Origin of the sequence: Paenibacillus montanisoli (genome assembly GCF_003268025.1) — a bacterium.
In the GTDB taxonomy this organism is placed as follows: Bacteria; Bacillota; Bacilli; order Paenibacillales; family Paenibacillaceae; genus Paenibacillus_Z; species Paenibacillus_Z montanisoli.
Genome location: NZ_QLUW01000005.1, coordinates 367,812 through 391,474, shown reverse-complemented (window position 1 = coordinate 391,474; position 23,663 = coordinate 367,812). Strand labels below are relative to the sequence as shown.

At 53.6% G+C, this 23,663-nt stretch carries 24 protein-coding genes; 16 read left to right on the top strand and 8 right to left on the bottom strand.

All coding sequences use genetic code 11. The features are described 5' to 3' along the window. The first annotated feature begins 38 nt into the window (after positions 1-38). Positions 39-1,178, top strand: a complete 1,140-nt coding sequence (locus DL346_RS24450; protein ID WP_112885003.1) for an ABC transporter permease — start codon at positions 39-41, stop codon at positions 1,176-1,178. Continuing rightward, positions 1,175-1,855, top strand: coding sequence for an ABC transporter ATP-binding protein (locus DL346_RS24445; protein ID WP_112885002.1), 681 nt, complete (start codon positions 1,175-1,177; stop codon positions 1,853-1,855). Before DL346_RS24450 ends, DL346_RS24445 begins: the two co-directional genes overlap by 4 nt. A gap of 65 nt (positions 1,856-1,920) precedes the next feature. Here the strand turns inward: DL346_RS24445 and DL346_RS24440 are convergent, their stop codons facing one another. From DL346_RS24440 to hxlA, 3 genes are all read right to left on the bottom strand, one after another. Further along, positions 1,921-3,090: a D-alanyl-D-alanine carboxypeptidase family protein gene (locus tag DL346_RS24440; protein WP_112885001.1), complete on the bottom strand. Its 1,170-nt coding sequence runs from the start codon at positions 3,088-3,090 to the stop codon at positions 1,921-1,923. A gap of 264 nt (positions 3,091-3,354) precedes the next feature. Continuing rightward, positions 3,355-3,900 (bottom strand): 6-phospho-3-hexuloisomerase, encoded by a 546-nt coding sequence (gene hxlB / locus DL346_RS24435; RefSeq protein WP_112885100.1) that lies wholly within the window; start codon positions 3,898-3,900, stop codon positions 3,355-3,357. Between the two features lie 2 nt (positions 3,901-3,902). Then, positions 3,903-4,535, bottom strand: coding sequence for a 3-hexulose-6-phosphate synthase (gene hxlA / locus DL346_RS24430; protein WP_112885000.1), 633 nt, complete (start codon positions 4,533-4,535; stop codon positions 3,903-3,905). Between the two features lie 139 nt (positions 4,536-4,674). On the opposite strand from hxlA, the gene DL346_RS24425 reads away from it, so the two are divergent. The 3 genes from DL346_RS24425 (at position 4,675) to DL346_RS24415 (ending at position 7,932) form a co-directional block, all read left to right on the top strand. Next, positions 4,675-5,067, top strand: coding sequence for a winged helix-turn-helix transcriptional regulator (locus DL346_RS24425; RefSeq protein ID WP_112884999.1), 393 nt, complete (start codon positions 4,675-4,677; stop codon positions 5,065-5,067). A 245-nt stretch (positions 5,068-5,312) separates the two neighbouring features. Continuing rightward, a complete protein-coding gene (locus DL346_RS24420) occupies positions 5,313-6,812 on the top strand; it encodes a malate:quinone oxidoreductase (protein WP_112884998.1) in 1,500 nt (499 codons plus the stop codon). 352 nt (positions 6,813-7,164) lie between these two features. Next, positions 7,165-7,932 (top strand): class I SAM-dependent methyltransferase, encoded by a 768-nt coding sequence (locus DL346_RS24415; protein ID WP_112884997.1) that lies wholly within the window; start codon positions 7,165-7,167, stop codon positions 7,930-7,932. A 51-nt stretch (positions 7,933-7,983) separates the two neighbouring features. On the opposite strand, the gene DL346_RS24410 is transcribed toward DL346_RS24415, so the two are convergent. Further along, positions 7,984-8,190, bottom strand: a complete 207-nt coding sequence (locus DL346_RS24410; protein WP_112884996.1) for a hypothetical protein — start codon at positions 8,188-8,190, stop codon at positions 7,984-7,986. Positions 8,191-8,388: 198 nt separating this feature from the next. Here DL346_RS24410 and DL346_RS24405 point away from each other — a divergent pair, with 198 nt between their 5' ends. The 9 genes from DL346_RS24405 (at position 8,389) to DL346_RS24365 (ending at position 18,597) form a co-directional block, all read left to right on the top strand. Then, positions 8,389-9,156: a YheC/YheD family protein gene (locus DL346_RS24405; RefSeq protein ID WP_112884995.1), complete on the top strand. Its 768-nt coding sequence runs from the start codon at positions 8,389-8,391 to the stop codon at positions 9,154-9,156. Between the two features lie 163 nt (positions 9,157-9,319). Continuing rightward, complete coding sequence (locus tag DL346_RS24400; protein ID WP_112885099.1) at positions 9,320-9,736, top strand: DUF1801 domain-containing protein; 417 nt, start codon at positions 9,320-9,322, stop codon at positions 9,734-9,736. 112 nt (positions 9,737-9,848) lie between these two features. Next, positions 9,849-11,231: a cytochrome ubiquinol oxidase subunit I gene (locus DL346_RS24395; RefSeq protein WP_112884994.1), complete on the top strand. Its 1,383-nt coding sequence runs from the start codon at positions 9,849-9,851 to the stop codon at positions 11,229-11,231. 31 nt (positions 11,232-11,262) lie between these two features. Further along, complete coding sequence (gene cydB, locus DL346_RS24390) at positions 11,263-12,273, top strand: cytochrome d ubiquinol oxidase subunit II (protein ID WP_112884993.1); 1,011 nt, start codon at positions 11,263-11,265, stop codon at positions 12,271-12,273. Position 12,274: 1 nt separating this feature from the next. Continuing rightward, positions 12,275-14,056: a thiol reductant ABC exporter subunit CydD gene (gene cydD, locus DL346_RS24385; protein WP_112884992.1), complete on the top strand. Its 1,782-nt coding sequence runs from the start codon at positions 12,275-12,277 to the stop codon at positions 14,054-14,056. Next, the gene (gene cydC, locus DL346_RS24380; RefSeq protein ID WP_112884991.1) at positions 14,053-15,810 is read left to right on the top strand and encodes a thiol reductant ABC exporter subunit CydC; all 1,758 of its coding nucleotides are present in this window, start codon (positions 14,053-14,055) and stop codon (positions 15,808-15,810) included. The genes cydD and cydC overlap by 4 nt, the downstream gene beginning before the upstream one ends. Before the next feature lie 239 nt (positions 15,811-16,049). After that, positions 16,050-17,258: a ParM/StbA family protein gene (locus DL346_RS24375; protein ID WP_112884990.1), complete on the top strand. Its 1,209-nt coding sequence runs from the start codon at positions 16,050-16,052 to the stop codon at positions 17,256-17,258. 25 nt (positions 17,259-17,283) lie between these two features. Next, positions 17,284-17,751 carry a hypothetical protein gene (locus tag DL346_RS29335; protein WP_206098581.1) on the top strand — a complete coding sequence of 156 codons (468 nt, stop codon included), beginning with the start codon at positions 17,284-17,286 and terminating at the stop codon, positions 17,749-17,751. Positions 17,752-17,922: 171 nt separating this feature from the next. After that, the gene (locus DL346_RS24365) at positions 17,923-18,597 is read left to right on the top strand and encodes a YdeI/OmpD-associated family protein (RefSeq protein WP_240633395.1); all 675 of its coding nucleotides are present in this window, start codon (positions 17,923-17,925) and stop codon (positions 18,595-18,597) included. A 53-nt stretch (positions 18,598-18,650) separates the two neighbouring features. Here DL346_RS24365 and DL346_RS24360 read toward each other — a convergent pair whose 3' ends face one another. From DL346_RS24360 to DL346_RS24350, 3 genes are all read right to left on the bottom strand, one after another. Next, positions 18,651-19,430, bottom strand: coding sequence for a sporulation protein (locus tag DL346_RS24360; RefSeq protein ID WP_112884989.1), 780 nt, complete (start codon positions 19,428-19,430; stop codon positions 18,651-18,653). A 58-nt stretch (positions 19,431-19,488) separates the two neighbouring features. Further along, entirely contained in the window at positions 19,489-20,409 is a 921-nt protein-coding gene (locus tag DL346_RS24355; protein WP_112884988.1) for a sigma-70 family RNA polymerase sigma factor, read from the bottom strand. A gap of 86 nt (positions 20,410-20,495) precedes the next feature. Next, positions 20,496-20,939, bottom strand: coding sequence for a carboxymuconolactone decarboxylase family protein (locus DL346_RS24350; RefSeq protein ID WP_112884987.1), 444 nt, complete (start codon positions 20,937-20,939; stop codon positions 20,496-20,498). A 194-nt stretch (positions 20,940-21,133) separates the two neighbouring features. Here DL346_RS24350 and DL346_RS24345 point away from each other — a divergent pair, with 194 nt between their 5' ends. Then, complete coding sequence (locus DL346_RS24345; protein ID WP_112884986.1) at positions 21,134-21,964, top strand: alkaline phosphatase family protein; 831 nt, start codon at positions 21,134-21,136, stop codon at positions 21,962-21,964. A gap of 5 nt (positions 21,965-21,969) precedes the next feature. Then, on the top strand, positions 21,970-22,839 hold the full coding sequence (locus DL346_RS24340; RefSeq protein WP_112884985.1) for a DMT family transporter: 870 nt from the start codon (positions 21,970-21,972) through the stop codon (positions 22,837-22,839). Here the strand turns inward: DL346_RS24340 and DL346_RS24335 are convergent. Further along, complete coding sequence (locus DL346_RS24335; protein ID WP_165822653.1) at positions 22,836-23,615, bottom strand: DeoR/GlpR family DNA-binding transcription regulator; 780 nt, start codon at positions 23,613-23,615, stop codon at positions 22,836-22,838. The genes DL346_RS24340 and DL346_RS24335 overlap by 4 nt on opposite strands. Between the last annotated feature and the right edge of the window lie 48 nt (positions 23,616-23,663).

The following is a 23,663-nucleotide window of genomic DNA, read 5'->3' as shown; positions in this document are numbered from 1 at the left end:
CTTCCTACACTGAAATCATTAAGAAGGAGGGAAGCGCAATGTATCTGGCCATTCGAGAGATGAGATTCGCGAAAGTCCGTTATTCACTAATCGCAGCCATTATGCTGCTAGTCGCCTTTCTCGTGCTGTTCGTAAGCGGGCTTGCAAAGGGTCTCGCTTACGACAACGCGGCTTCGATTCAGAATCGGCAGGCAACTCATTTTATTATGGAGAAGGATTCTAATGCCCGCTTCACCCGATCTCTGGTCGGAGAACAGGTGTCGGAGCGGGCAAGTACGATTGTAGGCGAGGAGAATGTGCAGCCCCTGGGCGTTAAAATGACCACCGTGACAGCCGAAGGGACTGCCGCCAAGCTTGACGTGACGGTGCTTGCAGTGAGGCCGGAAGGCTGGCTGATGCCCGCGGTAACCGAAGGAGCAGTCATCGACTCGCAAAGCGAAGGACAAGCGATCGTGGACGACAAATTAAAGGATTCGGGGGTTGGTCTCGGTACGGTCATCGTTGATCAAGCTTCAGGCTTGAAGTGGGAAGTCGCCGGTTTTGTCAGCGATGAATCGTTTAGCCATTCACCCGCTGTTTTTATAAGCGGGCGCGATTGGCAACAGCTTCAGGCGAGTGCTGCGGTCCGACCGGGAGGCGTTGAAGAGGCAGAGGCAGGCAGCAACAGCACGAACTATAACGCGATTGCCGTAAAGGGCGACACGGATCAGGCCAGACAGCTTGCGGCTGCGCTGCCGGACGCTGAAGTGGTGACGAAAACGGCGGCCGTTTCGGCCATCCCCGGCTACAAAGAAGAGCAGGGCTCTCTCTTGATGATGATCGTATTCTTGTTTGTCATTTCAGCGGTTGTGTTAATGGTGTTTTTCTATGTTATCACGATCCAGAAGAGCAGCCAGTTAGGTATTTTAAAGGCAATCGGTACGCGTACGGTCTATTTGGCGAAAAGCGTAACCCTGCAGGTGCTGTTCCTGTCGGCAGGCAGTCTGATGATCAGCGTGCTGCTTGTGCAAGCGGTTGAAGCGTTATTGCCGAGCGGAATGCCGTTCCGGCTTCCTGCTTCGACGCTTGCGTTAACATGCGGGTCCTTTATCGTCATGTCACTAATCGGATCCCTGCTTTCCGTTTGGAAAGTGATCCGAGTAGACCCCTTGGATGCGATCGGGAGGTCGGCACTATGAGACACCGGTTGATCTTGCGAAATATCACGCAAACTTTCGAGGATGGCGGCATGCATCGGACGGTTTTGGATCATCTTAACTTACAGGTAGCGGAAGGGGAGCTGGTCGCCGTTATGGGACCCTCCGGCTCCGGGAAGAGCACGTTCCTGTCCATTGCGGGCGCGCTCCTGGAACCCACCGGCGGCGATGTGCTGCTCGACGGCGAATCGATCATAGGTAAAGAGAAGCAGGAGCTTGCCGACATGCGGCTCCATAAGCTCGGATTTATTTTTCAAAGCGCGAATTTGATTCCTTATTTGAAGGTGGAAGAACAGCTGCTGCTGATCGCGAAGCTTGGCGGAATGGACAACTCGAGGGCCTCCGGGCGCGCACGGGGGCTGCTGCACAAGCTTGGCTTGAGTCAACGTCTCAGCGCTTATCCCGAGAAGCTGTCCGGAGGAGAACGGCAACGCGTCGCAATCGGCAGAGCGCTCATGATGGACCCGGCTGTATTGCTGGCGGACGAACCGACGGCAAGCCTAGACGCCTCCAGGGGGATGGATGTTGTTCAGATGCTAGCTTGCGAAGCACGGGAGATGGGGAAGTGCGTGGTCATGGTCACGCACGACGAACGCGTCTTGACGTTATGCGATCGCGTTCTTTATTTAAAGAATGGGCGTCTGACCGAAAATGGTTAGGTACTTAGGACAAGCAAAGGCCACCCCGTACGGGGTGGCCTTATTCGGATCGGAATGGATGATAATTAAAAGTGCGTTAGAGTCAAACCTTCGTTTAGCTGCACATTGTGTAAGACCTTGAGCGCTACTGCGACGGCCGTATCATCAAAGCTGTATCTCTTCGAAGAAACAACGGCAGATTCTTTGACTTTTCTGTTCGCATAATAGATTTCAACCTGTCCTAATTTTTGAAGCGGGAAAATGCCGTTTCGCAGAAGATCATTGTTGTTTGGCGGATTCTGGACCATTTTGGTTTTGAACTGAGAGGGAGGCAGAGCAGTAGGGATATAGATATCCTGCTTTAATTTTGCTTCCACTTGTTGATCAAGCACGCTCAGTTTTGGTTTCCAGCTATTTTGATCCACAACCTTCACCATTTTTACTTTGCCAAAGCCATATGCATCTAAGAGTTTCATATCTTTTACGTACTTGTCCTTTGATGAACGAAGCACGACATGAATCAGGGTAATATTATTTTTTTTGCTTACCTGAACCAATGTATGTTTGGAAGCTCCTGTGTATCCGGTTTTTGCGGCCATAAAATAGGGCTTATTGTAGACAGGGCTGTCCTTTGTTAATAGGACTCTTTGCCGAGAGGTTTGCACGTAGGTTTTTGTTGTGCTCATGGCCTTTACCAGAAGCGGATGCTTGATGGCCTCCCGCGTAATCATGGCTAAGTCATAGGCAGTTGTCTGATGCTGCGCATTCGGTAAACCGCTTGCATTCACGAAAGTTGAGTTCTTAGCGCCCAGCTCCCTCGCTCTCGTGTTCATTAGAGCTGCAAACTTGCTTATGCTGCCGCTGATGCGTTCCCCGATGGCATAGGCAAGGTTGTTATTGCTGTTGACCATCAAGATTTTGATCGCTTCGTCTCTTGTGATTCTTTCTCCTTCTTTAAATACGATTTGATTGTTGTTGATCTCCTCTTGAAGGCTTTTTTTTGACATCGTAATCGTATCCGTCGGCTTTAATTTTTCAATGAGCAACAACCCCGTTAATACTTTCGTAGTACTTGCCGGGAAATCTCTGATGGTTCCGTTTTTGGAGTAAATCACTTCTCCGGTTTCGGCAACGATCGTGATCGCTTTATTGCTGTATACCGTTGGCTTGGCATCTGCACCATTAACCGTCCTTAAGGGAAGAATTGCGCAGGCGGAAAAGACGATAGAACAAAATAAAATCAATACTCTTTTCATTTTCTCTCCTTGATTGCGTTATCGATGACGAAACATAGCTAGTCTAGCAGAGGATTCTATCAGGGACAAGAGACCAAAATCATAGAAGCCACTCTATCCATAGAGTGGCTTTGTGTCGCGTTTCGGTTTAGAGAATCCGATTAGCCCGCGGGATGGACCGCAGTACGGCAGCCGCAAGGAAGCAGGAAATGATGCTTAGAATACTTTAGAGAACAAAAAAGAGGGGGAGCTAGTCCCCCTCTTACAGGCCGAATAACATACACCTTATTCTAAATTTGCATGATTCCCGTACATTGTACCGGAGCTTTTCTCTTGAGTCGCCATTAGTTGAAGAATGACCGCATCCAAGAAAAGCAAGAGCGTCTGTTCGAAAAGGGATCCCATCGGCTGAACGGTTAGATCGGTCCCTGAGGACTGATCCTTAGGCGCCCCCGGCAACTCAATCACAAAATCGGAACGGCTGCCAATCGAAGATTGCGGGTGGATGGTTACGGCAGCAACGGTTGCATGCAGAAGCTTGGCCTTCTCGACCATACCGATTAAACTTCTTGTTTCACCCGAGCCTGTGCCGACAATCAGAAGGTCATCCTTAGCAATACCGGGTGTTACCGTTTCGCCGACGACATGAACCCGGAATCCCAGATGCATAAGACGCATCGCAAAAGCCTTCATCATTAGGCCCGATCTCCCGGCTCCGGCAACAAAGATGTTGTTCGCGCCTTGGACCGCAGAGGAAAGCTGTTCCGCCGCAGCATCTGAAATCAAAGCCGCCGCGCGTTCGAGCTCCTTCACAATTTGCGCCGTATTCATCATTAACGCTGCGCAATGAGCTGCTTCATTTCGGATGCAGCCGCACGCTTGTCTTGTTGTCCTGTAATCCCGCCGCCTACGATCACAAGATCGGGGCTTGCTTCGATGACTTCAGGCAGAGTTGCCAGCTTGATGCCGCCGGCAATGGCCGTTTTCGCTTGCTTCACCACTTCTTTGATCACGCGAAGCTGTTCAAACGAATTTTCGCCTTCTGCTTGCAAGTCATAGCCGGTATGCACGCAAACATAGTCAACGCCTAACGCATCGACTTCACGCGCACGCTGCTCTAGGTTTTTCACGTTGATCATATCCACCAAAATCTGCTTGCCATGCTTCCGGGCTTCTTCTACTGCGCCTCTGATTGTAGAATCATCGGTTGCGCCAAGGACGGTAATGATATCCGCACCGGCTTCGGAAGCTTTCATCACTTCATATGCGCCGGCATCCATAATTTTCAGGTCGGCTAGCACCTCAAGCGACGGGAACGCGGCTTTGATTTCCTTAACGGCACGAAGACCTTCGTTGATTACCACCGGTGTTCCGATTTCAACGATATCGATATAATCCTGAACCTCTTTGACGACTTCTTTCGCCTCAGGAATATTGACCAAATCGAGTGCAAGCTGCAATTTCATAATCGATAATGCCTCCTTAAAAGTTCTCTAGACTACGGTCCCTATTATAAGCAAGCGGTATCGCTATTGTAAGTAGGCACATTTTTATTATATAGTGTCAAAAAGTATACTGTGGATCAAAGAAAGGGATGTGAACGCATTGTCGAGGAACAAAGAAAAGGTGTTCAACTGCGAGAAGGAATTGACGTTATCCATCATCGGGGGCAAATGGAAAATGATCATTATGTGGTATTTAGGAAAGGGAGGCACGAAACGGTTCAGCCAGCTGAAGGCGCTTCTTCCGGATATTACGCAGCGAATGCTGACGACTCAGCTAAGGGAGCTTGAGGAAGATGGAATCGTGAATCGCAAAGTCTATCCTGTCGTGCCGCCTAAGGTGGAGTACAGTCTGACCGCCCGGGGCGAGAGCTTAATCCCGATTCTTGATCTCATGTATCAATGGGGGAAAGACTATTTGGAGGAGTTCGACGGAGAAGTCACCATCAGAGTCGCCTCGGAGTTGAACGACTTTCATACGCCGTCTTCGTCTTAACCGGCCTTTTTGAATTCCTAGGGTTTGCTGGACGGTTTCTCACTGCTTCGCTTAATTTTTCCGGCTTTTAAATCATAATTAACTATCATATAATAGTAAATATCTTTATCTATACCGGAACGTTGCTATGACAGGTTTAATTGATGCTTTAAGGTGATAGACTAGATCGTATCCTGGCTTGTTTAAGCCTAGGCGGTGCGGCTATGTCTTTTTTTTAAAATTTTAGGATGTAAGGGACGGTAAACATGAGTGACAGACAAAACGAAACAGACGTTATCTTAATCGGTGCCGGCATCATGAGCGCGACTCTCGGGTCAATGCTGAAGGAATTAGCGCCGGACTGGAAAATCACGGTCATCGAGCGGCTTGCAGGCGCGGGCGAGGAAAGCTCGAACGAGTGGAACAATGCGGGTACAGGGCATGCGTCCTTGTGCGAGCTGAACTATACCACGGAGAAATCGGACGGATCGGTCGATATTAGCAAAGCGATTAAGGTCAACGAAGAGTTTCAGGTGTCCAAGCAGTTCTGGTCCTACCTTGTCGACCGCAATATGATCCGCAGTCCGCGCGATTTTATTATGCCGATTCCTCATATGAGCTTGATTCAAGGGGAAAAGAATGTACAGTTTCTGAAGAAGCGGTTCGAAGCGATGTCGAACAATCCGTTGTTCGAAGGGATGGAGTTTTCCGACGATCCGGCTCAATTGAAGAAATGGATCCCGCTGATCATGCAAGACCGCCCGGTAAACGAGCCGATCGCGGCAACAAGATACGAAACAGGAACGGATGTTAACTTTGGCGCTTTGACGCGCATTCTGTTCGACCACTTGAAGAAGCAAAATGTCGACATCAAATACAAGCAAAATGTAGATAATATTAAACGAAACCGCGACGGCTTGTGGGAACTGAAGGTACGCAATGTGGAGACCGGCGCGGTCGAACGCCGCACGGCCAAATTCGTCTTCATCGGCAGCGGCGGCGGCAGCCTGCATCTTCTGCAGAAATCCGGGATTCCGGAGGGCAAAGGAATCGGCGGGTTCCCGGTTAGCGGCATCTTCATGGTATGTCAAAAGCCGGAAATCGTCTCGCAGCATACGGCCAAAGTGTACGGTAAAGCACCGGTCGGCGCTCCGCCAATGTCGGTTCCGCATCTGGATACGCGCTACATCGACAACAAAAAAATGCTGTTCTTCGGACCGTTTGCCGGCTTCTCGCCGAAGTTTTTGAAGAATGGATCGATGTTTGATTTGATTTCCTCCGTCAAGACGAGCAACCTCGGAACGATGCTCGCGTCGGGCGTAAATAACGTATCCTTGACCCGATACCTGATCAAAGAAGTGATGCAGTCGAAGGAACAGCGCATGGCAGCCCTGCGCGAATTTGTTCCGAACGCGAAGAGCGAAGACTGGGATCTCGTGGTTGCCGGCCAGCGCGTACAGGTTATCAAAGATACGCCTAACGGCAGAGGTACGCTGCAATTCGGTACGGAGGTCGTTAGCGCTGCGGACGGATCGATTGCCGCTTTGCTCGGCGCTTCGCCGGGCGCGTCGACTGCGGTTTCCGTTATGCTGGAGCTTATCAAGAAATGCTTCCCGCAGCATATGAAGGCGTGGGAGCCGAAAATCAAAGAGATGATTCCTTCGTATGGCGTACAGCTCATGAAGAGCCCGGAACTGATCAAGGAGATTCATGCATCAACGGAACGGACGCTTGGCCTGAGCAGAGAACTTCAATCGGTCAGATAGAACGTGTACAAGCCATAACAATTACTAAAGCGGTCTTTTTCCTGAATTCCCAGGGACGAAGGCCGTTTTTCATTTTTACGGTAACGCGCAAGAGTAGAATATGTATACAGGATTAGGAGAGTGATCGGCTAATAGCTTCTAGAGCGGACAATATAAGAAAATTACGCTATAGCTGAAGAGTCATCTTGCCTGAATTTCCCAACCAGACGTACAATAAGAGTAATCCCTGTGAAAGCGAGTGGTGATCATGACAATGACCAAATTCCTTCAGCCGGCAGCTATTAAGGTACGGAAGGGATAGTCGGTTCGATTAGCCCTTCCGTGATTACAACAAACGGAGGGAATCGAGTATATGTCTGTGGACGCTTACGGAAAGCTATGCAACGAGGTCTATGATTTCACGAAGCCGGTCGGTCATTCGATCGGCGGCGATTTGGAGTTTTACTTGGAACGGCTCCGCACCTGCCGAGGACGCATTCTGGAGCCGATGACCGGCTCCGGCCGGTTTCTCGTTCCGCTGCTTGAAGCGGGTCATGTTGTGGACGGCGTCGACGCATCCCCTTATATGCTGGATGCTTGCCGCAAGCGGTTAGAGGAGCGGAATCTGAAGGCGGATCTGTATCAGATGAAGCTGCAGGAGCTTGAACTGCCGCATCGTTACGATGCCATTATCGTGCCGACCGGCTCGTTCCTTCTCATCGAGAAGCGTTCGGAATCGATCGATGTGTTAAAGAGGTTTTACAGTCTGCTAGCTCCCGGCGGGAGAGTCATCATCGATCTCGAGATGCCCCATAGTCCGACCTTTAATTTCGAGCAGGAATGGAAAAGCTCGTATGAGCTCCCGAACGGTGATACCATCACGCATCAAGGCAGAACCGTGGAAGCCGACTTGTTCGACCAGTATCATGTGATTCTGTCGCGCTACGACAAGTGGCGGGACGGACAGCTCATCCAGAGTGAGCCGGAGCGGTTTGCCATGCGTTGGTATGGTGTCGAGGAGTTTCGTTACGTGCTGCAGGACATCGGTTTTACCGAGGTGATCATTTCAGCTGATTATGTACACGGCGTCATGCCGACGAACAGTAAGCAAATGTTCACTTACGAAGCTGTAAAGAGATAAGAAAAAGGGAGTGCCCCGGCGCCAATGCAATTGGCCGCAGGGCAATCCCTTTTAACCCTTTAGAAACTCCTTTTTCCAAAACTCCACCACCGTATGGCCGGGCAGCTGTACGGAAGCCCATGAGTTTTTCGATTTGAACCCGTAGCCCTCCATGGTCTGGATGACGTTCTTCACGTCGGCATCAGCGATTCGAACCTCCATGGAAATGGTATTTTCGATAATGCTCAATAGCTCATTGGGCGTAGTCGATGCGACCATACGATTCATCCTTTTCCAGCGTTATGTGTTGTTATCGTTTCCTGAAAGCGGCTTAACGATGTAAACGTAGCTGAAACTTAAGCTGAGCGCTGAACCTCCGGACCGATCATCTAAATCCGCTGCCTCCTGGGATATCGCCGTGCCGTTTCATGGCCGGAGCAAGTAATCTATCCCGAGTGATGCTAAGGAGATGATGGGATGTCGAGTGGAGGCAGGGGTAGAAGCATATCGGTCAAGGATAAATGGAAGAAGACGAAATGGCTGCTGTCAGACCGCGTATTAAGAAACTATGTTCCTGAAACGAAGCCATTTACTAGCTTATCGCTTAAACGCATGATCGGCCGATACAAAATGGTCTATTTCAAGCCGACGACCGGCTCCGGCGGCAACGGAATCGCGCGTATTGTGCGGGCGTCATCTCGTAAATTCCAAGTTCGGAAGGACAGAAACACGTATGCGGCGACTTCCGCCTCGTTGTTCGGCCGACTGAAGGCCATTGCCCGGGGCCGCAGATACCTGCTTCAGAAGGGCATCTACTTAAAGGCTTGCCGAGGACGGCCCTTCGACCTCCGGATGACGATGCAGAAGACGGCAAAAGGCAGATGGGTGCCGACCGTCATGTTCGTCAAGCTCGGCAAACCCGGCAAGGTCGTCACCAATTACCACCAAGGCGGCAAGCTTGCGCTCGTGGATGGAACGCTGCGCCGCGCGGGCTACACGCAGGCCCGGACGAATGGGTATAAACGGCTTATGAAGATGCTGGGCATGAGAACCGCCCGCTGCTTCGACCGCCGCAGCAAGAGATTTTATGAGCTTGGGCTTGACATTGCGCTCGACCGCAGCGGGAGGCTGTGGATTCTAGAGGTGAACACCAGGCCGAATTTCACGGCACTAAAGTCGCTGGCCGACAAGAGCTTGTATCGGACAATCGTTCGGTACGGCAGGCAGTATGGACGAACGAGATAAGCGATAGCAAAGGGCTGTTCGGCCGGCGTGCATGATCGCGGGCGGATAGCCCTTCTTTACGTTCCGCGGGGATGTTGGACGAGCCTCGTGAATCGTACTCCGGATGTATGTTAAACTTAGTTGGAAATGACGAACCTGCCTGAGCGATAGGAGATGATTGCTTATCTACGAGGTCAAAACGAAAGAAACCGACAACAGCGTCCTTGAGTTCATCGAAAACGTCGATCACCCGCAGAAGCGGGAGGATGCGTACCGGCTGCTTGACCTGTTCACGGAAACGACGGGCTATCAGGCGAAAATGTGGGGCCCGAGCATCATTGGTTTCGGCTCGTACCACTACAAGTATGCGTCCGGTCACGAAGGGGATGCGGCGCTTGTCGGCTTCTCGCCCCGGAAGGCGCAGATCAGCCTTTATTTCGCCCCTGGAGACACGGCTAGGGATGAATTGCTGAAGAAGTTCGGCAAGCATACAACAGGTAAAGCATGCGTGTATATCAAGAAAGTCGCCGATATCGACACTGACGTGCTGCAAGAGTTAATTCGGCAGTCCATCCGTTTTCTCGGAGAAACATATAAATAAATGAATGAATGAAACACTCACCATCCGGTGAGTGTTTTTATTTGGGAATAATCGCCGCGGCATCGACAAATTCTATACAGCAGCAAATGGAATTTGAAAGGAGTAACCGCGGATGAACAACTTGGATTTGGCTAGATGGCAGTTTGCGGTAACGACGATCTATCATTTTTTATTCGTTCCGCTGACGATCGGACTGTCCTACTTGATCGCATTTATGCAGTCCGTATATGTGATTAAGAAGAACGAGATCTACAAGAAGATGGCGATTTTCTGGGGCAAGCTCTTCTTGCTCAATTTCGCCGTCGGCGTTGTAACCGGCATTATGCAGGAGTTCCAATTCGGGATGAACTGGTCGAATTATTCACGATACGTCGGGGATGTGTTCGGCGGTCCGCTTGCGGTAGAAGCCTTGATCGCCTTCTTCCTGGAGTCTACCTTCTTGGGATTGTGGATATTTGGCTGGGAACGCCTGCCGAAAAAAATCCACTTGGCGTGCATATGGCTGGTTGCAATCGGAACGACGATCTCCGCCTTCTGGATTCTGCTCGCGAACTCGTTTATGCAAGAGCCGGTGGGCTTGGCCATCCGAAATGGCCGTGCCGAAATGACGAGCATTTGGGCGCTTATGATCAATAAGCAATTATGGGTCGAATTTCCGCACGTCGTCTTCGGCGCATTAGCGACCGGTTCTATGTTTGTAGCGGGCATTAGCGCTTTTAAGCTGCTGAGAAAACAGCAGACAGCGGTGTTCAGGCCATCCTTTATCATCGCCGTTGTCGTCTCCTTGGCGGCAAACCTATCCGTATCGGTTACCGGCCATGACCAAGCCCAGCATCTGATGAAGACCCAGCCGATGAAGATGGCGGCATCGGAAGCGCTATGGGAAACCAGCGGCGATAGCGCAGCCTGGAATATCGTAGCCGGGATCGATACGAAGAATCACGAAAATACGTTTGAGATTGCCGTTCCCGGTTTGCTCAGCCTGCTGGCGTACAACAAGTTTGAGGGCAGCGTGCCAGGCATCCATCAGCTTCAAGACGAATATACCGCCAAGTATGGTGAAGGCAACTACATACCTCCGGTCAAAACAACCTTCTGGAGCTTCCGGATCATGGTCCTTGCCGGGACGCTCATGATTTTGCTTAGTCTTTATGGCGTGCTGACCATCATGCGGAGAACGCTCGATAAGCAGCGGTTTTATTTCCGCCTTATGGTGCCGGCCATTGCCTTGCCTTTTATCGGCCACACCTTCGGATGGATTATGACGGAGGTCGGGCGGCAGCCTTGGGTCGTATTCGGGCTGCAGAAGACGCCGCAAGGGGTCTCGCCGACGGTTACGGCCGGCATGGTCTGGACGTCTTTTCTTGGTTTTACTGTCGTTTACGCTATTTTGGCGGCGGTGCTGGTGTTTTTGTTCGTAAGGTACGTTAAGAAGGGGCCGGAGGAAGAGAAGCCGCATGGGCACGATGAATCCCCTGAGTTGGTTCCCGTTTAACCCATTAGAGACATGAAAGGCGGAGACAGCGATGTTGGCAACGGTATGGTTCGTCTTAATTACGGTGTTGTTTATCGGGTTCTTCTTCTTGGAGGGCTTCGATTTCGGCGTTGGCATGCTGCTGCCGTTCCTTGGCAAAAGCGACGTGGACCGGCGGGTCATTATCAACACAATCGGACCGGTCTGGGACGGCAATGAGGTCTGGTTCATTACGGCGGGCGGAGCGATGTTCGCTGCATTTCCGAACTGGTACGCCACCTTGTTCAGCGGGTTCTATATGGCGCTCTTCCTGCTGCTGATCGCCTTGATCGGCCGAGGCGTGGCATTCGAGTTCAGGAGTAAACTGCCGAGCAAAGCTTGGCGTTCGACATGGGACTGGATTATTTTCTTCGGCAGCGTGCTTCCTCCGCTGTTATGGGGCATTGCGCTCGCCAATCTCATGAGGGGCGTGCCGATAGACGCCAGCATGAACTTTGTCGGGAGCTTCTGGGATTTGATCAGCTTATACTCGGTCACGGCCGGGGTCAGCATGGTATTGCTGTTTCTGCTGCACGGCTCTTTGTATCTGTCATTGAAAACAGTCGGCACAATAAGGGAGCAGTCCGGCAAGGTGGCACTGGGGGTAGGCGCGTGGACGACCGTATTGATGGTTTTGTTCATCGTGCTTAGTTATTTCGAGACCGATATGTTCACGAGGCATGGCGTCGATCCGGGCACGGTGCCGATCTTAGCGGGCTTGTCGCTGTTCTCCGTCTGGTACTTTATCCGAAGCCATTATATGGGCTGGGCTTTCGCGATGACGGGCGTGACGATCGTGCTGTCGACGATTACGGTGTTCATGTCCTTGTTCCCCCGCGTCATGATAAGCTCGATCGACCCTGCATTCGACTTGACGATTTATAATGCGTCCTCAAGCCCCTATACGCTGAAAGTGATGACGATCGTGGCCGTTACGACCATCCCGTTCGTGCTCGCCTATCAAATCTGGACCTACTGGGTATTCCGCAAACGAATCAGCCCGACGGATCATCTGGAATATTAGGATGAACCAGAACCGAAGATTATTCCGATACGTTCCGGCGGCGCGCTTTCGCATAGGCGCCGCCGTAGTTTTGGCGGGCACGGGCGGGCTTGTTCTCTTGCTGGAAGCATCCCAGCTCGCGCATATCGTCGATGGGGCATTTATAGGCGGGAAATCGCTTCGAAGCCTGATCCCCGCTTTATGGCTGCTGCTCGGCTGGATCGGTTTACGGGCGGTGCTTCTGTTGGTCAGCGAATATGCAGCCCTGCAGGCGGCGGCGCGGATGAAGAGCGAGCTTCGGCTGCGGCTTGCCCGGCAAATTTCAGAGCTCGGACCCGTTTATGCGAAGGGGGAGCGGAGCGGGGAGTTGGTCAGCGTCCTTTGCGAAGGTGTAGACCAACTGGAAAACTACGTGGCGAAATATTTGCCGCAAAGGAGTCTGTCCGCCTTTCTGCCGCTGGCCGTACTCTGCATGGCGGCGCCTCTCGATTGGATATCAGCCGGCATTATGGCGGTTACGCTCCCAATGCTCATTGTCTTTATGGTGATCATCGGCCAAGCGGCGAAGAAGAAGGCCGATCGCCAGTTCCATCAGCTGGGCTTGTTGAGCGGGCATTTTTTCGATGTGCTGAGAGGATTGCCCACGTTAATCCTGTTCAACCGGAGCAAAGCGCAAATCGAAATTATTTCCCGTATAAGCGAGAAGCTCAGGACGACGACCATGTCGACCATGCGGATTGCCTTCATGTCGGCCTTCGTTATGGAGCTGTTCGCGACGCTTAGCACGGCCGTTGTCGCCGTATTCTTGGGCTTGCGGCTGATATCCGGCGAGCTTATCTTCTACCGGGCCTTCTGCGTGCTGCTGCTGGTGCCGGAATTTTATGCGCCGATACGTCAATTAGGAGCCCAGTATCATGCCGGCTTGAACGGTATGACCGCCGCGGAGCGCATACTTCAGGTATTGGACGTGGAGCCGCTTGGCTGGCCGGAACAACCGGACGGAAGGAGCCTGCCCGCCAGCAGCCGGGGATATCGCATCGAATTTGACCGCGTAACCGTTCAGTATCCGGACGTGCCGATCCCGGTCTTGTCCGAGGTGTCCTTCGTGATCGAACCTGGTGAGCGGCTGGCCATCGTCGGCCCGAGCGGAGCGGGTAAGAGCACGCTGCTCGAGCTGCTGCAGGGGTATATCAAGCCGGCGTCGGGGCGAATTCTTATCGATGGAACCGATATGAGCGAACTTTCAATGAAATGGTGGCGCTCTCAGCTGGCGGTTTGCGAGCAGAAGCCTCACCTGTTTCCGGCTACAGTTGAACAAAATCTAACGTTAGGGCATCCTCATGCCGCCGCAAAGGATATCGTACGGGCAGCCTGCATGGCTAATGCGGATGGATTCATTCGGGAGCTTGCCCATGGCTATGAGACCGTTCTATCGGAACAAGCGCAGCTGAGCGGCGGGCAGGTGCAGAGAATCGCTCTCGCGAGAGCGCTGTTGAAGCAAGCGCCTTTGCTCGTGCTGGACGAGCCGACGGACCAGCTGGATTTGGAGAATGGAGAGTTTATTAAGAGGTCTCTAGAGCAATGGGGAAGGGGCCGAACGACGGTCCTGGTCACGCATCATATGGATTTGGCACGCACGGCGGACCATATTGTGGCTTTGCAAGACGGTGCGATCGTTGCAAGCGGCAGCCACGAAGCTTTAATGGACGCAAACGGGCTGTACGCTAGCATGATGAATGCCGAAGAGCATGAATCTGCGCAACATCGCGCAAAAGCAAGAGAGCAGGAGGGGATGGCCGGATGAGCACGTTCTGGCGCATGCTGCATTTCATGAAGCCATACCGGCTGCAAATGTCGGCCGCGATTTTGCTCGGATTCCTCACTGTCGGGGCGAACGTCGGGCTCATGGGGACTTCGGGCTATTTGATTGCGGCAGCCGCTCTGCATCCGGAGAACGTGCTGTTAATCTGGCTGCCGATCGTCGGCGTACGGTTCTTTGGTTTGTCGAGAGGCGTATTCCGCTACTTGGAACGCCTCTTTTCGCATGATGCGGCATTCCGCGTGCTCGCAGGCATCCGGAAATGGCTCTATGGCCGCTTGGAGCCGAGAGGAGCCGAGCTGCTGGAGAAGAATCGCAGCGGGGACATGCTGGGCTCCGTCGTCAGCGATGTGGAGCAGCTGCAGCATTTCTTTCTGCGCCTTGTTGCTCCGCCGGTGATTGCTTTGCTTACCATAGGGCTCTGCTTTAGCATTTTAGCCGCCTATCATTACTCGCTCGGCTTGCTTGTGGCCTTGATGCTGATACTGGCCGGAGCAGGGATTCCTTACGCTGCCCATCGCTTCGGGCGCGTAAGAGGCGAATCGTTGGCAGAGGCTAGGGCGGAGCTCTACCTGCAGGCTTCGGAGCTGGTCACGGGTCTGCCGGAGCTTGTGGCAGCAGGAAGAGAAGGCGAACAGCTGCTACGGCTGGAATCTACCCAAAGAAGGATCGACGGCCTGAATACCGGCATGAACAGAATCGCCTCCCTATCCGGAGCCGCTATGTCTGCAATGGCGAAGCTCGCAATGTGGCTCGTGCTGCTGACCGCCATTCCGTTGATCGGGCAGGGCAAGCTGGAAGGCTTGGCACTCCCGACGTTAATTCTCGTTACGCTGGCAGGGTTCGAATCGGTTATGGCGCTTCCAGCCGCATTCCAGCAAGCCGGTCAAACGCTTGCGGCAGGAAAGCGGTTGTTCGCGCTCGCCGATGCGCCGCTAACGCAGCCGTCCTATGGACAGGCTGCAGGGTGTTCGGTCCAGGGACTCATTGAGCTGAATCAGCCGCCGTTGGAAATACGGTTTCAACAGGTACAAATGCACTACCCGGACGGGACGTCTGCTTTGCGCCAATTATCCTTTGAGCTAAAGCAAGACCAGCATGTGGCGATCGTCGGCGAAAGCGGGGCGGGCAAAAGCTCGATCCTGCAGCTGCTGCTCAAACTGCGTCCCTACCAAACCGGCTCCATCCTCCTCAACCGGATGGAATTGCGTGAGCTGCCGGAGGAGGCTGTACGCAGTCTCTTCGGGGTGGTATCTCAGCAGGTACAGCTGTTCAACGCGACGGTGCTTGAAAACTTGCGGCTCGGCAAACCCGGCGCCTCGGCAGAGGAATGCATGCATGCAGCGAAGCTCGCGCTTATCCATGATGCGATTGAGGCCATGCCGCAAGGCTATGATACCGTCATCGGCGAAGGAGGGGCGCGCTTGTCCGGCGGAGAGCGGCAGCGGGTGGCTTTGGCTCGCGCTTTGCTTCGGGATGCCCCGATCACGCTGTTCGATGAACCAACCTCCAGCTTGGATCCCTTGACCCGGCAAGCTTTCGTCCAATCGATGCGAACGGTTCTAAAGAACAGAACGGTGCTGTGGATCACGCATAGGCTGGAAGGACTGGAAACGATGGACCATATTATCGTCGTTCGCCAAGGCAGCGTGTGCGAGCAAGGCACGCATCCAGCGCTGATCGAAGCGAGAGGGGCGTACTGGAAGCTGCGGGAGGCCCAGCGAAGACGGTGGATATAAGCGAGAAGGCAAGAGACGATCCGTGGGAGGATGGTCTCTTTTTTTTGGGACCAGGCTCGCGTCATGATCCGACAAATTCAAATGAGAGAAGCTTAATGCGCCGTGGGACTGTAGCATGATGCCTGCTAACACCGTGTATGGCAAAGTAATACCAAGGAATGTAATTGTCGTTGACGTGACGTGCAGGCGGTTGGCTGGGATGACCAAAACCAATACCTAGTTATAGGGAGGATTCAAGAATGAATTATCATTTCTTTGTAGGCAACGATAACGGGAACAGCGAGCATGATCTGGTGATTGACGGCAGATTGATTCGGCAGCCGAACGTGAATTGCAGCGTGGACGAGCTTCCGTGGCGCGAGGAGCAGCTTCCGGAGAGTTTCCTCAAGAACTTGCAGGATCAACTTGTCGTTACGATCGATTCGCCTTCTACGAAGCCTGGGATGTACTATGTCGGAAAGTTCGCGCTCGAGAGCGGCGAAATCATCGATAATATTCAGATCGGCATCGATTCCAAGAGCGATATGGACCTGCCTGTCGTAAACACGCTGGCGCAGATCGCCGCGGTAGCGGTTCAGAAGGCCTATAACGAGGAGAAAAAAATCCCGGCACAGCTCGACATTGAAGTCGATATGGCGACGGCCCTGCCGGTAACGCAGCATAATGACGAAACGTCCGCCCGGTTCGAGAAGCGATTCACGAACGGCAAGCATCATGTAACCGTCCATTTGGGCATTCAGCGCGTGGCGGTCAACATCGTGTTCCCTTTCGTCAAAGTCGTGCCTGAAGCGACGCCGGTTATTTTTACGCTCCAGAAGGATAGCGTAGGGAATTGGCGGGAAGGGGAGATCTTCTCCGAATTCGCGGCATCATACGGCATTGATAAGAAATTTAACGGCAGCTTCTTTAAAGATAAGCGCATTCTGCATGTCGATATTGGCGACGGCTCTACGGAGTATCCGATTACCGAGGGCAACCGCTTCCTGCGGCAGTTCGTGCATGGCAGCCACCATGGAGCGGGCTATGCGATCGAAGAAGCGCTGCAGGAATTCAACCGCTTGATCCATCTGCCGGACAGTCCGCGCCAATTCTTTAGCGACGTGCTCAAAAATCCGAGGCACAAGTACCATGCGAGAGCGCTCAAGACGCTGCGCCGGCCGCTTGAAAGCCAGGTCAAGCAGATCGTGCAGCATGTCAAGAAGCAGCTGACCAAAGCGCGCAACGAGATCGACTTGATTTGCGTTTATGGCGGAGGCAGCATCCTGATGCGGTCCATTCTGTCTCCGTATCTGAGGGAGCTGTGCGACGAGCGGGAACTCAAGCTGCTCTACATTCCGGCTGAGTATGCGGTGGAACTCAACGCAAGGGGGCTCGACTCCTTCGTACGCGGCAAAATCTTCGAGGCGCTGAAAAATAAAGCGGTGGAGCCCGTTGTAACTCCCGCGTAACTAATGATGCCGGCAGGTGATAGGAATGAAGAAGACGAAGCTTCCGGGCGACAATATTAGCCTGAAGACCAAGAAGACGGAAGATCCGCTCGTAATGGCGTGGCTGAACATGCAAACGAATCTGATGGATTCCTTTCGTTACTTGGTAGAGAACGAAATTATGCTTCATGGGGTTCGTAACCTGCAGCTGTATATACCGGCCGAGAGGATAGGCATCCAGGATTCCGGCACAGGTGCGGGCATGGCGGCCTCCATGGAAGCTGACGTCCTAGCGGAAGCCCGGCAGGAGACAGCAGCTGCCGCGGCGGAAGCGGTCACTGCGGCCGAAACGATTGATGCGGCTGCGGAATCCGAGGCACCTGTTGCGCCTGATGCATCTGAAGCGTCCACAAACTCTGCAGCCTCTACGGCGTCTGAATCGCAGCTCTCTCCCTCTTTTGAGCCGGCTGTCGCGGATGAAATCGATGAGGAAGACATAGAAGCATGGAGCTAATGTGACTCGGTATTACTTAGTAACACGAAGTCGCACCGGGTAATACCAAGTATCACTATGTATTTCCGGGTGTTACAAAGGGTTATGAAGCAGTGCCGAGGCAAGTGAAACCGGAGTAGCGAAAATGGTATGATAAAGGCAAGCATGACCATGCGAAACGGAGGATGCCAAGTGTCGTCTAAGACCATAGTGGACAAGCTCAATTTAAACAAATATAAGAAGGCTGCGATCCTGTATAAGCCTGAAGGCGGCGAAGATCATTTTGCCGGACTGGAGGGTTACGATACTAAGCTAGCGGCCCCCAGCTACGATCTGATTTTTGCGTACACGCTTGATATGAAAGCACTGCAAAACCTGATCCAGCAAGTCATTGCGGGCGATTATTTGACGGTGGGCGGCTACTTGTACGCGGCGTATCCCAAGAAGGGGAATAAGGTCTATCCGACCTATATTCACCGAGACAGCCTCTTTGAAGGGTTGGGTGCCGACGAGGACGGTTATATCGGGACAAGCAGCCTGAAATTCGCGCGGATGGTCGGTCTGGACGATGTGTTCACGGTCGTTGGCTTCAAGATCGAGCCGCCGAAGAAGGCGGCTTCATCGAAGCCGAGTCAATGCGTGGACGACTACATCGCGATGATTCCGGATGTGGAGCTGGATCTGCAAGATGCTCCGGAGGTGCTGGCCTTCTACCGGTCGCTAACGCCCGGCTACCAGAAGGACTGGGCACGCTATGTGTACAGCGCCGTGCAGGAAGATACGAAGGCCAAGCGCAGAGAAGAGATGAAGGGAATTCTTGGCGCGGGCTACAAAAGCGTCGATCTCTACCGGAGGAGCAACAGGTAACGAAATCATAAAGAAGCCTTTCCTGATGATCGGGAAAGGCTTCTTGCATTTTACTAAGCGTATCTGCGGATCGTCTCCGACAGCTGATCGGCAATGTAGCTCGTGCCGGCAGCCAGCTGGCTGCGGTCGAGGCGCATTCTGACGAAGCTCTCGTCGGTATCGAACGCTTCGGCGAATAGACCGGATAGGCCGCGGGCTTTGCGATCGATTTGGAGCAGCAGTTCGATGCCGCTCTCGCTCGGGCTGAAGATGAGTTCCAGCTCATCCAGCTGGCCCCGGAACTGGGAGGTCGGAACGAATTCGAATTCCTGCACGAACGGCAAGCCGGTGAGCCGGCCGAAATGCGGCGCGTATTCGCACGATACCTCGCGGAGACGGAAGCCAAGCTGTTCGACGGCATCCAGAACGGCTTCCGCATGCGGATGCGGGCGCACTTGCAAACGATCATGATCCTTAGGATCGACGGCTTCTTTGATATCCAGTCCGGTTTGAATCCAGATCGGCGTACGGCCCATAGATATCGGCGTATTGGACGGAAGCTGGAAAGAGACCGGGAATTCGTAGACTTGCTCCGCCTTCACCATGAATTTTCCGGTTAACCGGAATTTTGCCACCGTTGCTTCATGTTCGATTTTCGAATCGTTCTGTTCTTTCAAGTAACGCGTCATAACGTAGGCATAGACGTCATCGACCTGCTGGTCGACGCGGCCGCCTTGAATCCGGACAACCCCGCTTATCGTATCCCCTGCGTGAACTACATCCTCATGAAGCATAAGATCGACTTGAGCCGCGCCGATTCCGACGCTCGCGAGCATTCGTTTGAACATGGACATGAATAAACCCTCCTTGAATCTGCATGCTCACTAATACGATGCAGAATCAAAGGAAGTTTCATGCGCGTTCATAATCTTTAATTCGCGTAAGCTTCTCAGGATTGGACACCAGATAGACGGCGCGAATGGTGCCGAATTGTTCATCCGGCTCCAGCACGAAGGCGAACGGAGGCTGGCCCTCGCGCAGCAAAAGCAGCCCCTGCTGACCGCTGATCCGGACGCGCCGCAGCTGGCCGGCAAGCGAGCCTTTGCCGGCGATTCCGGCAAAGAAAGCGGCGATCCGCTCGCGGCCTTTGATCGGGTTGAGCGCCGAGCGAACGATGCCGCCGCCGTCGCTCAGCATGACGGCATGATCGGTGAGCAGATGAATGAACGGCTCGAACCGGCCCGTATCAATCGCCTGGGCAAAGGCTTGCACGAAGCGGTCCATGGACGCGTCGAGCGCCGCTTCGTCTTCAGGCCGTGGGCGGCGTCCGATCTTCTCGGCGGCACGGCTGAAGATTTTGCGGCAGGCCGCCTCGGTTTTATCCAGTATCGCGGCAATATCCGCGTAATCATAGCCGAGCGACTCGCGCAGCACGAATACGGCGCGCTCCTGGGGCGTGCATGTTTGCAGCAGCACAAGCATCGCGTAGCCGAGCTGCTCGCGCCGCAGCAAATGCTCCTGCGGCTGCTCCTGCTTCGCGGCATCAAGCTCGATGACAGGCTCAGGGAGCCATTGTCCCGGGTAGCTTTCACGTTTCCGGGGCGCGGCCTTCATCATGTTGAGCGCGCGGTTCGTAATCATTTTGACGAGATAGGCTTTCGGGTGCTCGATCATGCGATCCCCGCCGAGCTTGCTGACAGCTACGAAAACATCCTGGACTGCGTCCTCAGCTTCGCTCATCGAGCCAAGCATCCGGTACGCGATGGAAGCGAGCAGCGGCTTATAGTCGCGGTAAAGCTGGTCGATATCCAGCAGCGGTTTGTTCAGCGTCATTCGGGCTCGCGCCTCCCCTTCTTCGTTGTATTTAGATTACCCTTGGATGAACAAGAAAACCACCCGGTGAGGGTGGTTTTCTGTTTTTAGAAACAGCCGGGGTACATGCCCGTTGCAATGGCGATGCGGTTCCAGCAGTTGATGGCATTGATCGCCATGATCAAGGACACGTATTCGCTCTCGCTGAAATGCTTGCGCACTTCATCGTACACCTCCTGCGGCACGCCGGCCTCGGAAATGCGCGTAACCGCTTCGGTAAGGGCAAGAGCGGCCCGTTCTTTCTCGGTGAAGAGCGGGGTTTCCCGCCAAACGAGAATCAAGTTCACCCGCTGCTCGGTCTCGCCGATGTTGCGCAGGTCGGTCGTATGCATATCCAAGCAGAAGGAGCAGCCGTTGATTTGCGAAGCGCGGATCTTGATCAGCTCGTACAGCACGGGATCAAGGCCCATCTTTTTTGTAGCATCTTCTAGTTTAAGCAGGGCTTGAAAGCCTGCAGGGTTCACGGCACGGTGGTTCATTCGTAATTGCATGATTCATTCCTCCATCGCAATTTTGATGTTTTACGCTATCTAAGACAATCGGCGTGTTTAGTTTGTGACAAAAACCTTATAAAAAATTAAAAAGTGTCTTATGTTGCTTTTGGTTGTTTTTTATTGACGTGCATCAAGGCCCGGCGTATGCTTAAAGGGAAATCATTCAATCGTATACAAGGGGGAAACAATCAATGGCAGCCGTTAGTCGCGTAATCATTATTGGATGGGATGGAGCGGGGAATTTCGTTCAAGCTGCGCATACGCCGCACTTGGATCGTTTAATACAGCGTGGAGCGATTGCATTCGATGCGCAGACGGCCTCGCCGACCATCAGCGCGGAATGCTGGGGAGCGCTTATGCATGGCGTAAGTCCCGATAAGCATGGGCTGACGAATTACAAGGCGGAGAAGCAGCCTTTTCCCGACAATTCGCCGTATCCATCGATCTTCCGCATCATCCGGGAAGCCGATCCGGCAGCCAAGCTTGCCTCGTTCAGCTCCTGGGAGCCGATTAACTTCGGCATTATCGAATCCAACCTCGGGGTACATAAAATATCGCTGCCCGATCGCGAGGTAGCGCAGGCGGCGGCAGACTACATCACGGGCAATCCCGATATCGGACTGCTGTTCGTGCATCTGGATGTGCCGGATATTGCCGGCCACAAGCACGGCTATAACACGCCTGAGCAGCTTCGCGCGATTGAAGAAACGGATGAAAACACAGGCATTATTCTGGATGCGCTTGAGCGGGCGGATCTGCTGGAGGATAGTCTGGTCATCATTGTGTCCGACCACGGCGGGGGCGGCGAGATCGACACCGACCACGGCAGCGACCACCCGCTCGACAAAACGATTTTCTGGGCATGCGCTGGGCCTGGAATTGAGCCGGGAACGATCATGGCGGCTGGCCTGACCATCACGGACACCGCTGCCGTTGTCATTCATGCGCTCGGATTGGATGCACCGCCTGCATGGGAAGCCAGGCTGCCTGAACGCTTGTTCGGACAACGTGCCATCGGGTGACCGGCATGCTGCTGCTAGCCGTTCTTCTTGTTCTGTGCTCGGGTCTGACGCATGCGGTGTGGAATTTATTCGCCAAGCGCAGCGTGAACAAAGCGGCGTTCTTATGGCTGATTCTTCTTCCGTCCGAGCTCGCATTGATCCCAGCGGTCGCCGGCCGCCTGATCGGCGGCAAGCTCCCTTGGGAAGGATATGCGCTTATTTTACTGTCCATGGTCCTTCAGGGGTGTTATGCGTATATGCTGACGAAGGCGTACGACGCGGGCGATTTATCGCAAATGTATCCGGTGATGAGAGGGACGGCCACGCTTCTCGTTCCGGTTATCGGGGTTGCCTTTCTGGGCGAATCGTTGTCCCTTTGGGGGTGGCTCGGCATTTTGTGCATGATTGTCAGCTTCTTCAAAATCAGCGATTGGTCGTTCAGGCGGCATCTTCAGTCCGTGCCAATGCCTGAATCATCCAAGTCGAAGCCGATCCTCCTCGCATTCGGGGTCGGCTTATGTATAACCAGCTACGTATTCGTGGACAAATTGACCCTCGACTACTTATCGCCGCCGGAGCTGCTTGGGGTGGGCAATCTCGGTTTCATGCTGGCGCTGACGCCGATGGTGCTACGCTCCCGAAGCTGGAAGGCGGAGCTCCGCGCGAATTGGCGGGTCGTGCTGATCGGTTCCGTGCTTTCGCCCGGTTCCTACCTGCTTTTCTTATTCGCCATGAATCTGGCTCCTATTGCTCATATATCGCCAATTCGCGAAATCGGGACGGTGTTCGCGACCTTGCTCGGCATCCTTGTGCTGAAGGAGCAGCAGGGGATGAAGCGGATCGCATCGTCGGCGACGATTGCCGCCGCGATTGTGGTCATCAGCGTGCTGGGCTAAGGAGACAGCCACCGAATGGCATTGTCCTCGAGCGGCCGCTCCCAATCCGCTGGGGGCGCTTGACCGCAGGCTATATGCGTAATATCCGCAAAGTCGCCGAGCTTATACGGATACCGGTGACCGAGCTTGGTCGAATCCGCCATCACGATTGCGGCAGTCGCCTGGGCAATCGCTTTGCGGGACACGGCGGACTTGCCGTCATCCAAGCTGGTTAGGCCTGCCTCGGGCTGCAGCCCGTCAACGGAGATGAAGGCTTTATCGACGTAATAATGGTTCAGCGCCGTCTCGGTCATCGAGCCCGAGCAGCGTGAGTGCCGCGCGCTGATTTCCCCGCCGAGAAACAAGACCCGGCCGTCGAAACTCCCTTGATTGTGCTGTTCCATCAGCAGGGCGGCCGCAGGAAACGAATGGGTCAACACCGTCAAACCGCTTTGCGTTAAATGGGGAATGAGCGTGAGCGGCGTCGATCCTTCGTCGAGAAAAATCACTTCCCCGTCGCGAACCAGGCCGGCCGCCAGCCGGCCGATTCGTTGTTTCTCCTCGCGCTGCAGCGCCATCCGCTCCAGATAGGGAGGCTCCTCGTAGCCGGCGGCGGGCTTCACGGCCCCGCCGTATACTTTTTTCACCTTGCCCTGGCTCTCCAGCTCATCCAAGTATCTTCGCACCGTTTCCTTCGATACGTCAAAAAGCCGAACCAGTTCGGACGATGAGACATTGCCGTCCGTTTCAAGCAGATCGAGTATTTTCCGTTTCCGTTCCTCGCCGATAAGCGACATCGTGGGTTCCTCCAAGCCATGTGCTGTACTACCTGTCATTTTAGCAGA

What these genes read in the sequence shown, in the direction of transcription:
- DL346_RS24450 (WP_112885003.1), top strand. Translation starts at nt 39, where the DNA reads ATGTATCTGGCCATTCGAGAGATGAGATTCGCGAAAGTCCGTTATTCA.
- DL346_RS24445 (WP_112885002.1), top strand. Translation starts at nt 1,175, where the DNA reads ATGAGACACCGGTTGATCTTGCGAAATATCACGCAAACTTTCGAGGAT.
- DL346_RS24440 (WP_112885001.1), bottom strand. Translation starts at nt 3,090, where the DNA reads ATGAAAAGAGTATTGATTTTATTTTGTTCTATCGTCTTTTCCGCCTGC.
- hxlB (WP_112885100.1), bottom strand. Translation starts at nt 3,900, where the DNA reads ATGAATACGGCGCAAATTGTGAAGGAGCTCGAACGCGCGGCGGCTTTG.
- hxlA (WP_112885000.1), bottom strand. Translation starts at nt 4,535, where the DNA reads ATGAAATTGCAGCTTGCACTCGATTTGGTCAATATTCCTGAGGCGAAA.
- DL346_RS24420 (WP_112884998.1), top strand. Translation starts at nt 5,313, where the DNA reads ATGAGTGACAGACAAAACGAAACAGACGTTATCTTAATCGGTGCCGGC.
- DL346_RS24415 (WP_112884997.1), top strand. Translation starts at nt 7,165, where the DNA reads ATGTCTGTGGACGCTTACGGAAAGCTATGCAACGAGGTCTATGATTTC.
- DL346_RS24410 (WP_112884996.1), bottom strand. Translation starts at nt 8,190, where the DNA reads ATGGTCGCATCGACTACGCCCAATGAGCTATTGAGCATTATCGAAAAT.
- DL346_RS24405 (WP_112884995.1), top strand. Translation starts at nt 8,389, where the DNA reads ATGTCGAGTGGAGGCAGGGGTAGAAGCATATCGGTCAAGGATAAATGG.
- DL346_RS24395 (WP_112884994.1), top strand. Translation starts at nt 9,849, where the DNA reads ATGAACAACTTGGATTTGGCTAGATGGCAGTTTGCGGTAACGACGATC.
- cydB (WP_112884993.1), top strand. Translation starts at nt 11,263, where the DNA reads ATGTTGGCAACGGTATGGTTCGTCTTAATTACGGTGTTGTTTATCGGG.
- cydD (WP_112884992.1), top strand. Translation starts at nt 12,275, where the DNA reads ATGAACCAGAACCGAAGATTATTCCGATACGTTCCGGCGGCGCGCTTT.
- cydC (WP_112884991.1), top strand. Translation starts at nt 14,053, where the DNA reads ATGAGCACGTTCTGGCGCATGCTGCATTTCATGAAGCCATACCGGCTG.
- DL346_RS24375 (WP_112884990.1), top strand. Translation starts at nt 16,050, where the DNA reads ATGAATTATCATTTCTTTGTAGGCAACGATAACGGGAACAGCGAGCAT.
- DL346_RS29335 (WP_206098581.1), top strand. Translation starts at nt 17,284, where the DNA reads ATGAAGAAGACGAAGCTTCCGGGCGACAATATTAGCCTGAAGACCAAG.
- DL346_RS24360 (WP_112884989.1), bottom strand. Translation starts at nt 19,430, where the DNA reads ATGTCCATGTTCAAACGAATGCTCGCGAGCGTCGGAATCGGCGCGGCT.
- DL346_RS24355 (WP_112884988.1), bottom strand. Translation starts at nt 20,409, where the DNA reads ATGACGCTGAACAAACCGCTGCTGGATATCGACCAGCTTTACCGCGAC.
- DL346_RS24350 (WP_112884987.1), bottom strand. Translation starts at nt 20,939, where the DNA reads ATGCAATTACGAATGAACCACCGTGCCGTGAACCCTGCAGGCTTTCAA.
- DL346_RS24345 (WP_112884986.1), top strand. Translation starts at nt 21,134, where the DNA reads ATGGCAGCCGTTAGTCGCGTAATCATTATTGGATGGGATGGAGCGGGG.
- DL346_RS24340 (WP_112884985.1), top strand. Translation starts at nt 21,970, where the DNA reads ATGCTGCTGCTAGCCGTTCTTCTTGTTCTGTGCTCGGGTCTGACGCAT.
- DL346_RS24335 (WP_165822653.1), bottom strand. Translation starts at nt 23,615, where the DNA reads ATGTCGCTTATCGGCGAGGAACGGAAACGGAAAATACTCGATCTGCTT.